Here is an 11,394-nt window from a genome sequence, read left to right as displayed (position 1 = left end):
ACCTCGTTGAGCGGCCCGAGGTCGTAGAGGCCGTCCAGGTCCACCGGCTCCAGCAGACCGACCTCCTCGGCGTGCTCGGCGCCCTGCGCGAGCGACGAGGCGACCGGATCGGTGGTGAAGGTGATCTCCTTGAAGGCGGCGTCCAGGATCTCCTGCTTGAGCGGCTTGCCGCTGAGCTTGGTGAGCTGCTCGTTCACCGACTTCTTGGCCTCGTCCGGGTTGGCGTTGATGAAGTCGGTGGCCTCGACCACGCCCTGCAGCAGCTTCTTGACCTGGTCCGGGTGCTCCTTGGCGTAGTCCTGCCGGACGATCAGGTTGGTCACCACGAACTTGCCGCCGGGCCACAGCGACGCCTCGTTGAGCAGCCGCTTGCCCTTGTGCTCCAGGATCAGGCGGGACGCGAACGGCTCGGGCACCCAGGCCCCGTCGACGGTGCCCTGGGCGAAGGTCTGCAGGGTCTGCGCGTTCTCCTGCGGGACGATCTTGACGTCGCCGCTGCCGTCCTTGTTGGCGGTCAGCCCGTTCTGCTTGAGCCAGTGGCGCGCCGCCACGTCCTGGGTGTTGCCGAGCTGCGGCGTGGCGATCGTCTTGCCGCGCAGGTCCTGAACGGACGTGATCTCCGGCTTGACCACCAGCGAGGCCCCGCCCGACGCCGCGCCCGAGATGACCTTGACGGCCTTGCCGTGCGACCGGGCCCAGGCGTTGATGGTCGGGTTCGGCCCGATGAACGTGGCGTCGACCGCGCCGGAGAACAGCGCCTCCACCGCGGACGGGCCGGCGTTGAACGTCGAGACGCGCGGCGCGGTGCCCAGGTGCTTGGCGAAGATGCCGCGCTGGACGCCGACCAGGGCGGTGGCGTGGGTGATGTTCGGGAAGTAGCCCAGCCGCAGCGGCGCCGCGGCGCCGCCGGAGCCGCCGCCCTCGTCGTCGCCGCCGCAGGCGCCGAGCGTCCCGGCGCCGAGCAGGACGGCCAGGGCCGCCGCCGCGAGTCGACGGGGGAGCCGCCGGCCGGACGATCGGAGTGTGCGACGCATGCCCAAGATCCCTACTAAATCAGTGGGTTTGACGTGAACAGTAGATAAGGTAGGTAATACCTTCGTCAAGTCCGGGACCCTCCGTGTCCGTTGGCTGAGCGACTGAGGGCATCGATAGGCTCAGGGGGCAAGTCGACCGCACCGTAGATCAGGGAGATGCCCGTGTCGTCGATCGAGGCCGTCCTCGCCAGGGAGATCCTGGACTCCCGCGGCAACCCGACCGTCGAGGTCGAGGTGCTGCTCGCCGACGGGACCGAGGCGCGCGCAGCCGTGCCGAGCGGCGCGTCCACCGGCCAGTTCGAGGCCGTCGAGCTGCGCGACGGGGGTGACCGCTACGGCGGCAAGGGCGTGCAGAACGCGGTGAAGGCCGTCAACGAGACCATCGACGAGAAGCTCGTCGGCATCCCCGCCGCCGACCAGCGGCTCATCGACCAGCTGCTGATCGACCTTGACGGCACGCCCGGCAAGTCCAAGCTCGGCGCCAACGCGATCCTCGGGGTGAGCCTGGCGGTGGCCAAGGCCGCCGCCGAGTCCGCGGGTCTGCCGCTGTTCCGGTACGTCGGCGGGCCGAACGCGCACCTGCTGCCGGTGCCGATGATGAACATCCTCAACGGCGGCGCGCACGCCGACACCAACGTCGACGTCCAGGAGTTCATGATCGCGCCGATCGGCGCGGCCACCTTCGCCGAGGCGCTGCGCTGGGGTTCGGAGACCTACCACGCGCTCAAGGCCGTGCTGAAGGGCAAGGGCCTGGCCACCGGCCTGGGCGACGAGGGCGGCTTCGCCCCCGAGCTCCCCAGCAACCGCGAGGCCCTCGACCTGATCATGGAGGCGATCCGCCGCGCCGGGTTCACCCCCGGCCGCGACATCGCGCTGGCCCTCGACGTGGCCGCCACCGAGTTCTTCTCCGACGGCGTGTACGCCTTCGAGGGCGGCAAGAAGTCGGCCGACGAGATGGCCGAGTACTACCGCGAGCTGCTGGCGTCCTACCCGCTGGTGTCCATCGAGGACCCGCTGAGCGAGGAGGACTGGGACGGCTGGAAGGCGCTGACCGACGCCGTCGGCGACAAGGTCCAGCTCGTCGGCGACGACCTGTTCGTCACCAACCCCGAGCGGCTCGCCCGCGGCATCGACGGCGGCGTCGCCAACGCGCTGCTGGTCAAGGTCAACCAGATCGGCACGCTCACCGAGACGCTCGACGCGGTGTCGCTCGCCCAGACCAACGGCTACCGCTGCATGATGAGCCACCGCTCCGGCGAGACCGAGGACACCACCATCGCCGACCTGGCCGTGGCGACCAACTGCGGCCAGATCAAGACCGGCGCGCCCGCCCGCAGCGACCGCGTCGCCAAGTACAACCAGCTGCTGCGCATCGAGGAACTGCTCGACGACGCCGCCCGCTACGCCGGCGCCGCCGCGTTCCCGCGGTTCTCCTGGGAGGGCTGAGCGCGGACGGGGAGGCTGCGGTGGCCCGCCGGCGGGACGACGAGGGCGGCGAGGAGCGCGCGCGCCCCGGCCGCAGGGGCGGCACGGCGCTGACGGGCCGTGCCGCCATCCTGGCGGTCGTCATGTGCGCCATCGCGCTCAGCCTCGCCTACCCCGTGCGCGAGTACGTGGCGCAGCGCCAGGAGATCGCCGAGCTCCGGCAGCAGGAGCGGGTCGCGCGCCGCGAGGTGGCCGAGCTGGAGCGGCGCAAGCGGCAGCTCGGCGACAAGTCGTACATTGAGCGGGAGGCCAAGCGGCGCCTCCACTACTGCATGCCGGGGGAGCGCTGCTTCATCGTCCTGGACGGCGGCGGCGCCGAACGAGAGCAGGCCAAGCCCGCCGGCCCCGCGCGCAAGGAGCCGTGGTACGTGACGCTCTGGCGGTCGGTCGAGCAGGCCGACCGCCCGCGCTGATCCAGGGCCGAGGGCGCGGCGGGCCGGATCCGCGGCGGGGAGACACGGTGGGGGAGAAGACGATCGACGAACGGGACCGGGCCGCCGTCGCGGCCCAGCTGCGGCGCGAGCCGCGCGGCCTGCGCCGCGTGGCCTACCGCTGCCCCTGCGGGCTGCCCGCCGTGATCGAGACGGCGCCGCGGCTGCCGGACGGCACGCCGTTCCCCACGCTGTTCTACCTGACCTGTCCGAAGGCGGCCTCGGCCGTCGGCACGCTGGAGGGCAGCGGGATCATGCGCGCGATGCAGGGGCGGCTGGCCGACGATCCCGCTCTGCGCGCCGCGTACGCCGCCGCCCACGACGACTACCTGCGGCGCCGCGACGAGGCGGCGCGCGAGGAGGGCGTCGAGCCGCTGCCGCCCGGCACCCAGAGCGCGGGCGGGATGCCCGAACGGGTCAAGTGCCTGCACGCGCTGGTCGCGCACGAGCTGGCCGTGCCCGGCGTCAACCCGTTCGGCCGCGAGGCCCTGGACGCGCTGCCCGAGTGGTGGCGCAAGGGCCCCTGCGTGGCCTGCGAGCCGCCCGCCGACCGCCGCGACGCCCCGCGCGACGCCGAAGAGCGGCCCTCGGCGCAGGACACCGCGCGGGACGACCGGGAGCAGGACGACCGGGAGCAGGACGACAGGGAAGGCAGGGAACAGTGACACGCGTCGCCGCCATCGACTGCGGGACCAACTCCGTCCGCCTCCTGATCGCCGACGTCGTGCCCGACGGGCCGTCCGGCGAGGGCACCCTGACCGACGTGGAGCGCCGCATGGAGATCGTGCGGCTCGGCGAGGGCGTCGACCGCACCGGCCGCCTGGCGCCCGAGGCGCTGGAGCGCACGTTCGCGGCGATGCGCGGCTACGCCGAGCTCATCGAGCGGCACGGCGCCGAGTCGGGGGAGGGGTCCGTCAAGGTGCGGGTGGTGGCCACCAGCGCCACCCGCGACGCCGCCAACCGGGACGAGTTCACCAAGGGCGTCGTGGACATCTTCGGCGTGGTCCCGGAGGTCATCAGCGGCGAGGAGGAGGCCGAGCTGTCGTTCGTCGGCGCCACCCGCGAGCTGGCGGAGCTGCGTCCGGCCCGTCCCTACCTGGTGGTCGACATCGGCGGCGGCTCCACCGAGTTCGTGCTCGGCGGCTCGACGGTGCAGGCGGCCCGGTCGGTCGACATCGGCTGCGTCCGGATGACCGAGCGGCACCTGCGCGACGGCGACCCGCCCTCGCCCGAGCAGATCAGCGCGGCGGCCGCCGACATCGACGCCGCGCTGCACGAGGTGCGCCGCACCGTGCCGGTGGACGAGGCGCGCACGCTGGTGGGGCTGGCGGGCTCGGTCACCACGGTCGCGGGCATCGCGCTCGGCCTGAGCGAATACGACTCGGCCCGCATCCACCGGTCCCGCATCACCGCCGCGCAGGTGCACGAGGTGACCCGCGACCTGCTGCACGCCACCCGCGCCGAACGCGCCGCGATCGGCGTCATGCACCCCGGCCGCGTCGACGTGATCGGCGCGGGCGCGCTCATCCTGGACCGGATCATGCGCGAGTACGGGTTCGGCGCCGTGGTGGTCAGCGAGCACGACATCCTCGACGGCATCGCCTGGTCGCTCGCCTAGCGGGCCGCGGCCGTCAGGCGGTCGGCGCCGCGCGACGCCCCCGGCCCCGCCGGCCGGCGCGCCTAGCGCCCGACGGGCCGGACGGCGGCGAGCAGCTCGGGGATCAGCACGGCGTTGGGGTTCTGCCGGGGCACGTACAGCAGGGGCGCGCCGCCGTCGGACGGCTCGATCCACACGCGGGTGTCGTCCACCACGGCGCCGCCGATCGCCGACCAGGGCAGCGACACACGAAGGCCGTGCACCCCGCCCGGATGCACGGTCAGTCCTTCGGCGACGTCCACCGGGTGGCCGGCGCGCACCCGTCCGGCGAGCTCGGCGACCAGGCGCCGCTCGGCGCGCTCGCGGCACAGCTCGGTCAGCCGCGTCCAGACCGCCTCCGCCTCGCCGCCCGGCAGGCGGGCGGAGTCGAGCACCACCTGCACCCGCGGCCCGCCGTGGAAGGGGTACCGGCCCGCCTGGAAGACGAAGGTGGCGACGGGGCCGTGCGCCGACACGGCGACGTGCGGGTCGCCCGGCACGGTGACCGCCCAGTAGGCCACCCACTCCACCAGCGACCACGCCAGCACGGAGGCGCCGTAGGAGACCACGTCGTCGTCGGCGTGCAGCGCGACGCCGTCCACGACCACGTCCAGCGGCTGGGAGCGCGCCGCCGGGGCGGCGCCGCCGGAGTCCTGCCCGGGCGGCGGGGCCTGGTGCGGCGGATCCTCCGGCGGGCCCCCGGGCGGCTGCGGGTTGACGTGGCGGGTCCAGTTCTGGCCGTCCCACCAGCGCAGACTTGCGGTGCCGTAGGGGTCGGGGTACCAGCCTGGTTGCGACAAGGCATGCCTCCGCGTCTCATGCCGTGCCGGACACCGCCTCCCCGACCGGCGAGTCGAATCGTACCGAGAAGCAGGTCAGCGCACGATGCCTGAACGGCGTGCCCCGCGTGGCAGGATCGGGACATGACCAGCCCGCACGCCCCGAACGCAGGTTCGTCCGCCCGGGCCCGGTTCGTTCCGCCCGGCACGGGGTGGCCGGAGGACCCCGCGACCCCCGACACGCCCGTGGCGCACACCGCGCAGGAGGTCGCCGAGCTGGCGGACAAGGCGGCCGACCTGGCCGAGCTGTGCGCCCGCCAATCGGTGTGCCGGGCCTGCGACCGGCTCGTCGAATGGCGGGAGCGCGTCGCGGTCGAGCGGCGCCGGGCGTTCGCCGACCAGCGCTACTGGGGGCGGCCGGTGCCCGGCTGGGGCGACCCCGAGCCGCGCCTGCTGATCGTCGGGCTGGCCCCGGCCGCGCACGGCGGCAACCGCACCGGACGGATCTTCACCGGCGACCGCTCCGGCGACTGGCTGTTCGCGTCGCTGCACCGGGTCGGCCTGGCGGCCCGGCCCACCAGCGTGCGCGCGGGGGACGGCCAGCGGCTGCTGGGCGCGCGGGTGGCCGCCACCGTGCGCTGCGCCCCGCCCGGCAATAAGCCCACCTCCGCCGAGCGGGCCGCCTGCCTGCCGTGGCTGGCGCGCGAGGTCGCCGAGGTCGCGCGCAGCGTCCGCTGCGTCGTCGCGCTGGGCGGGTACGCCTGGCAGGGCGTGTGGCCCGCGCTCAAGCAGGCCGGGTACGGGCTGCCGCGTCCGCGCCCGCCGTTCGGGCACGGCGCGCGGGTCGAGCTCGTTCCGCCCGCGGGCGCGGGGCCCGCGGTGACGCTGCTGGGCTGCTACCACCCCAGCCAGCAGAACACGTTCACGGGCCGATTGACCGAAGAGATGCTGGACGCGGTGTTCACCGAGGCCAAGGCGCTGGCCGGGCTGTGAGGGGCCGCCCTCGGGCGGGGCGGTGACCGCCGCCGCGGCCCGGACGGCGCGGGCACCGGGCAGAGCCGCCCCCGTTGGACTCTGCCCGGTGCCGCCTCCGCCGTTCCGTGCGGTACATCCCTGTAGATGCCGGGACGGGGCCGCGGGTTCGGGCGAGTCGCCGCAATCGGAGGCGGCTCGGCGTGATCCGGACGCAATCGGGGGTACCGCTGCCGTATGTCTGCTCAGTCCATCCCGGACGGCGCCACGCGCATCGTGATCGTCGGCGGCGGCTACGTCGGCACGTACACCGCCCTCCGCCTGCAACGCCGGCTCAAAGGGCCGCTCACCCGGCGGGAGATCGTCATCACGGTGATCAACCCGCAGTCCTACATGACCTACCAGCCGTTCCTCCCGGAGGCCGCGGCCGGGAACCTGGAACCGCGCCACGTCGTCGCGCCGCTGCGCAAGATCCTCCGGCGGTGCCGCGTCGTCACCGGCCACGTGACCCGGATCTCCCATGCCCGGCGGTGCGTGTCGGTGTGCCCGGCCGGGGCGGACGCCGTCCCCGACGGCCTGGTGGACGTGCCGTACGACTACCTGGTGGTGGCCGTCGGGTCGGTCTCGCGCACCCTGCCGATCCCCGGGCTGGCCGAGTGCGGCATCGGCTTCAAGACCGTCGAAGAGGCCATCTACCTGCGCAACCACGTGCTGCGCCAGTTGGACATCGCCGCGTCGGTCCGCGACCCGCGGGCCCGGCAGCGCGCGTTGACCTTCGTGTTCGTCGGCGGCGGCTTCGCCGGCGTGGAGGCGCTGGGCGAGCTGGAGGACATGGCCCGCGACGCCTGCCGCTGGTATCCGGGGCTGGACGCCCGCGAGATGCGCTGGATCCTCGTCGAGGCCACCGACCGCATCCTGCCCGAGGTCGGCGCGGAGATGGGCCGCTGGACCGTGGCGGCGCTGCGCGCCCGCGGCATCGAGGTCCGGCTGAACACGCTGCTGAAGTCCGCCGAGGACCACCGCATCGTGCTCAGCGACGGCGACGCGTTCGACGCCGGCACGCTGGTGTGGACGGCGGGCGTCAAGCCGCATCCGGTGGTGCGGGAGAGCGACCTGCCGATCGACGACAAGGGGCGGCTCAAGGCCACCGCGGAGCTGACCGTCGAGGGCGTCCCGCACGTCTACGCCGCGGGCGACAACGCCGCCGTCCCCGACCTGACCTCGCCGGGCGCCTACACCGCCCCGAACGCCCAGCACGCGGTCCGGCAGGCCAAGCGCCTGGCCGACAACATCATCGCCGACCTGCGCGGCCTGCCGCGCAAGCCGTACGTCCACAAGTACGTGGGCTCGGTGGCGAGCCTGGGGCTGCGCAAGGGCGTGGCGAACGTCTACGGCATCCAGCTCACGGGCGCTCCTGCGTGGTTCCTGCACCGGACCTACCACCTGTCCCGGATGCCCACGCTGAACCGTAAGATACGGATCACCGGCGACTGGACGCTCGCGGCGTTCTTCCAGAGAGAGATCGTCTCGCTCGGTGCGCTGCAGGCTCCGCGCAAGGAGTTCGAACTGGCGGCCGGTCGACGGCAGCTCGACCGGTGAGCGCGGCCCGCCGAGCTGTGGGGGGCGGACCGGCCGCGGCGCACCGGCCACGCGACACCGTGAGAGGAGGCGCGCCCGGTATGCGCGGTGAATCGAGGTGAGGAACGACGGGGTCGCCGCCCGGCTCGCCCCGCTGCTGACCCGCATCATGCTGGGGGCGGACGAGGACGGGCAGGCCGCCGACGATCTGCCGATCCGGGTCCGGGCCTGGGACGGCAGCGCCATCGGGCCCGCGGGGGCGCCCACCTTCGTCATCCGACACCGCAGGGCGCTGCGCCGGCTGCTGTGGAAGCCCGGCGAGATGGGCCTGGTCCGCGCGTACGTCGCCGGTGAACTGGACATCGAGGGCGACGTGTTCGCCGCGCTCGGCGCGGTGCAGCGCGTCATGCGCAGCGGCGACGAGCCGATCCGGCTGAGCAGCGACGACAAGCGCGAGATCGTGCGCACCGCCGTCACGCTCGGCGCGGTCGGCCCCGAGCCCAAGCCGCCGCCGGAGGAGTTCCCCACCGCGGGCCGCGGCGACGTGGACGGGCCGCTGCGCGAGTCCGCCGCGTTCTTCTCCCGCCTGCTCGGCCCCACCATGGCGCACGGCACCGGGCTGTGGGACGACGCCGTCGACCTGCAGGACGCCCAGCGCGCCGCGCTCGACTCGGTCATCGAGCGGCTCGGGCTGTTCCCCGGGGCGCGCGTGCTCGACCTCAACTGCGGGTGGGGCGCGTTCGCGCTCCCGGCCGCGTCCGCGCACGGCGCCCGGGTGGTCGCTTTGGCACGTTCCCGAGCCCAGGTCGACCACGTCCGCGAACGCGCCGAGGAGACGGGCGTCGCCGAGCTGGTGGAGGTCGGCCTGCGCGACGCCGACCTCACCGGCGCGGGCGACGGCCCCTACGACGCCATCGTGGGCCTGGCCGGTCTGGAGACCCTCGACCGGGTCTTCCCCCGGCTGTACGACCTGCTGGCCCCGGGAGGCCGGCTGGTGATCCAGCAGCCGGTGCGCCGTCCCGGCCGCCACCGCGTCCGCCGCACCTTCACCACCAGCTACATGTTCCCCGAGGACGGCGAGCTGCGGCCCCTGGCCGAGCTGGTGAGCGCGCTGGAGGAGGTGGGCCTGGAGGTGCGCTCCGTCGGCGCGCTGCGCGAGCACCACGCGCGCACGCTGCGGGCCTGGGCGGCGAACCTGCAGCGCCGCTGGGACGAGTGCGCCGAGCTGGCCGGCCCCGGCCGGGTCCGGGTGTGGCTGCTCTACCTGGCCGCGTCCGCCCTGGCCTGCGAGAGCGGGCGCATCGGCGTCCACGAAATCTGCGCCATTCGCCGTGACCGCGACGGACGCGCCGGCGTTACCCTGGTGGAGGGACGAGCGGTCATGAGCGGCTGAGCCGTGTCTTTTCCCGATCTCGCGTCCGGCGACCGCACGACCGCCACCGGTCGCAGATCATCCCGCTGACCAGCCGGTTCGTGCCGGTCGCCGGAACGGCCCGATTCGCTGTAAAACGTCCGTCGCCCGATTTGCGACAATCGTCGGTCTGGTTGAAAAATTCGCCCGCAGAGTGTTCGAAGAACCTGGGTATGATGACGCCGCCCCTGTAGCCCAATGGCAGAGGCAGGCTCCCTAAAAGAGCTTTTGTGTCGGTTCGAATCCGACCGGGGGCACGAGTCGGGGCGCGCCGGGCGGGCGTCGGGCGCCCTCGCCGCCGCCCGCGGCGACCGTCCGGGAACGACGACGCCGCACCGTGTCCGCGGTGCGGCGTCGTCGTGTCCGGCATGGCCCATGCGCCGTCGATGATCGAGAAGAAGTCCGCGGTCGATGCGCCGAGCGCGCCCGGCGTCCGCGGCCGAAGGACGCGCGACTGATATCAAGCTGACATATCTTCGGGGAACACCGGGAACGCCTCCCGCGTCTAGACTGATCGGAGAGGTCAGCCACTGTGGAGGCACCGATGGAAAGCAGGAACCCCGCCTTCCGGGGCAATGCCTTCGGGCGGCAGGCGGGAGGGTACGGTTACGGCGCGCCGACGCCCCAGCAGCTGCACGAGATGTACAACGCGCCCTCGTACGTGCCGCCAGCGCCGCCGGCCGTCCGGCCCATGACGATCGACGACGTCGTCGTCCGAGGCTTCCTCTCGCTGGTGACGCTGGTGGTCGCCGCGGCGCTGTCCTGGACGCTGGTGCCCACCGAACTGGCCCTGCCGGTGCTGGCCGTCGCGGTCATCGCCGAGCTGGGCATCTGGGCGTTCATCACCTTCGGGCAGAAGGCCAACGCCCCGCTGGTGCTGGCGTTCGCCGCGGTGTACGGCGTCGCGGTCGGCATCATCAGCCACGCCTACAACGACCTCTACCACGGCGTGGTGTTCCAGGCGGTGGTCGGCACGGCGCTGGCGTTCGGGGCGATGCTCGCCGTCCACTCGCTGCGCATCATCCGCGTCACGCCCAAGTTCACCAAGTACGTCATCGGGGCGGGCTTCGCGCTGGTCGGCCTGATGCTGATCAATCTGGTCGTCCAGCTGTTCGGCGTCGAGGACGGCATCGGCATCCGCGACCCGGGCAACCCGCTGGCCTACGTCTTCAGCGTGGCGGCCATCCTGCTCGGCTGCCTGTTCCTCCTGCTCGACTTCGACTCCATCGAGCAGGGCGTGCGGGCCGGGGCGCCGGAGAAGTTCGCCTGGTACTGCGCGTTCGGGCTGGTGCTCAGCCTGGTGTGGATCTACCTGGAGCTGCTGCGGTTCATCTCCTACTTCTCCGGCAGGGACTGAGCCGCTTCACGCGAGAACCCCGAGAACGACGATCCGCCCCCGTACCGGTGCGAGGCCGGTGCGGGGGCGGACCTGTCACGGGACGGGCTCTGCGCCGGCGGGCCGCGGCGCGCGGCGCCACGGCGTGCGGGGGCGTACCTCGGGCGGGCCCGTCCCGTCACGTCGGACCGTCGGCGTTCGGCGGGCCGCCGCGCACGCCACCGGGTGAGCGCCGGGTGAACGCCGATCAGCGCGCCTCCCGGCGCCGTCCGGTGGAGACCGGTCCGCGGTGGCGGGCGGGACCGCGGGCCATGCTGTTCGGACGTGGCGCGCGGACCCTCGCCGAACGCGCGAAACGCCCGGTCAGTAGTGCCGGGCGCGGCGGACGCGTTCGTGCTCGCGGACGAGGGCGGCGGCGTACCCGTGGGAGATGCCGTGCTCCTCGACCAGCCAGTTGCAGCGCTCCTCGCGGCGCAGGAACGCCGGGCCGTTCTCGATGGTGGTGAACCACTCGGGGAGGTCACGTCCTGTGACCTGGGGGATGCGGGCGATCAGCTTGCTGTGCGTCTCCGGCGAGTGGTTCAGGGACAATTGGCACCTCCAGGTCGGCGGGGCTCTTCCTTGGACTGTGCAACACGCCGACGAAAGTGACAACCCCCTAACAGGGACCTATCTTCTGCGTAACGTAGATCATTTGTAACGCGACGGCGCGCGGCGCCCGCCGCGAGGCTC

11 protein-coding genes and 1 tRNA gene are annotated in these 11,394 nt (G+C 73.4%); 9 read left to right on the top strand and 3 right to left on the bottom strand.

Going from position 1 to position 11,394, the window contains the following annotated elements; translation table 11 throughout:
• Positions 1–1,034, bottom strand: a 1,034-nt coding sequence (locus AR3_RS27445) for an ABC transporter substrate-binding protein (protein WP_067918312.1), incomplete at its 3' end; no start/stop codon positions are given.
• A 162-nt stretch (positions 1,035–1,196) separates the two neighbouring features.
• Between AR3_RS27445 and eno the strand changes: the two genes are divergently transcribed.
• Genes eno through AR3_RS27425 form a run of 4 tightly spaced genes read left to right on the top strand, consistent with a single transcriptional unit; the run spans position 1,197 to position 4,568 of the window.
• The gene (gene eno / locus AR3_RS27440) at positions 1,197–2,480 is read left to right on the top strand and encodes a phosphopyruvate hydratase (protein WP_067918317.1); all 1,284 of its coding nucleotides are present in this window, start codon (positions 1,197–1,199) and stop codon (positions 2,478–2,480) included.
• 20 nt (positions 2,481–2,500) lie between these two features.
• Positions 2,501–2,932 carry an FtsB family cell division protein gene (locus AR3_RS27435; protein WP_227022947.1) on the top strand — a complete coding sequence of 144 codons (432 nt, stop codon included), beginning with the start codon at positions 2,501–2,503 and terminating at the stop codon, positions 2,930–2,932.
• Positions 2,933–2,979: 47 nt separating this feature from the next.
• A complete protein-coding gene (locus AR3_RS27430; protein ID WP_083952134.1) occupies positions 2,980–3,615 on the top strand; it encodes a DUF501 domain-containing protein in 636 nt (211 codons plus the stop codon).
• Positions 3,612–4,568 (top strand): Ppx/GppA phosphatase family protein, encoded by a 957-nt coding sequence (locus AR3_RS27425; protein ID WP_067918309.1) that lies wholly within the window; start codon positions 3,612–3,614, stop codon positions 4,566–4,568. The genes AR3_RS27430 and AR3_RS27425 overlap by 4 nt, the downstream gene beginning before the upstream one ends.
• A gap of 62 nt (positions 4,569–4,630) precedes the next feature.
• Here AR3_RS27425 and AR3_RS31620 read toward each other — a convergent pair whose 3' ends face one another.
• A complete protein-coding gene (locus AR3_RS31620) occupies positions 4,631–5,386 on the bottom strand; it encodes a DUF2510 domain-containing protein (protein ID WP_067918307.1) in 756 nt (251 codons plus the stop codon).
• 123 nt (positions 5,387–5,509) lie between these two features.
• Here AR3_RS31620 and AR3_RS27415 point away from each other — a divergent pair, with 123 nt between their 5' ends.
• The 5 genes from AR3_RS27415 to AR3_RS27395 all read left to right on the top strand — a co-directional run bounded on the left by AR3_RS27415 (position 5,510) and on the right by AR3_RS27395 (position 10,683).
• Positions 5,510–6,358: a uracil-DNA glycosylase gene (locus AR3_RS27415; protein ID WP_067918305.1), complete on the top strand. Its 849-nt coding sequence runs from the start codon at positions 5,510–5,512 to the stop codon at positions 6,356–6,358.
• Positions 6,359–6,574: 216 nt separating this feature from the next.
• Entirely contained in the window at positions 6,575–7,936 is a 1,362-nt protein-coding gene (locus AR3_RS27410; protein ID WP_067918303.1) for an NAD(P)/FAD-dependent oxidoreductase, read from the top strand.
• Positions 7,937–8,033: 97 nt separating this feature from the next.
• Positions 8,034–9,308 (top strand): class I SAM-dependent methyltransferase, encoded by a 1,275-nt coding sequence (locus AR3_RS27405; protein ID WP_227022948.1) that lies wholly within the window; start codon positions 8,034–8,036, stop codon positions 9,306–9,308.
• Positions 9,309–9,510: 202 nt separating this feature from the next.
• Positions 9,511–9,583 (top strand) — tRNA-Leu (locus AR3_RS27400).
• Between the two features lie 287 nt (positions 9,584–9,870).
• Positions 9,871–10,683 carry a Bax inhibitor-1/YccA family protein gene (locus AR3_RS27395; RefSeq protein ID WP_067918301.1) on the top strand — a complete coding sequence of 271 codons (813 nt, stop codon included), beginning with the start codon at positions 9,871–9,873 and terminating at the stop codon, positions 10,681–10,683.
• 342 nt (positions 10,684–11,025) lie between these two features.
• On the opposite strand, the gene AR3_RS27390 is transcribed toward AR3_RS27395, so the two are convergent.
• Positions 11,026–11,253 (bottom strand): DUF4287 domain-containing protein, encoded by a 228-nt coding sequence (locus AR3_RS27390; RefSeq protein WP_067918299.1) that lies wholly within the window; start codon positions 11,251–11,253, stop codon positions 11,026–11,028.
• Positions 11,254–11,394: the final 141 nt, after the last annotated feature.

It is taken from the genome of Actinomadura rubrobrunea NBRC 15275, assembly GCF_001552235.1.
GTDB lineage: Bacteria > Actinomycetota > Actinomycetes > Streptosporangiales > Streptosporangiaceae > Spirillospora > Spirillospora viridilutea.
Note: the sequence above shows the minus strand (reverse complement) of the source record. Positions and strands in the feature narration are given on the sequence as shown.

Excerpts from the sequence above, each read along its gene's own strand:
- AR3_RS27415 (WP_067918305.1), top strand. The coding sequence starts at position 5,510 with ATGACCAGCCCGCACGCCCCGAACGCAGGTTCGTCCGCCCGGGCCCGG.
- AR3_RS27410 (WP_067918303.1), top strand. The coding sequence starts at position 6,575 with ATGTCTGCTCAGTCCATCCCGGACGGCGCCACGCGCATCGTGATCGTC.
- AR3_RS27395 (WP_067918301.1), top strand. The coding sequence starts at position 9,871 with ATGGAAAGCAGGAACCCCGCCTTCCGGGGCAATGCCTTCGGGCGGCAG.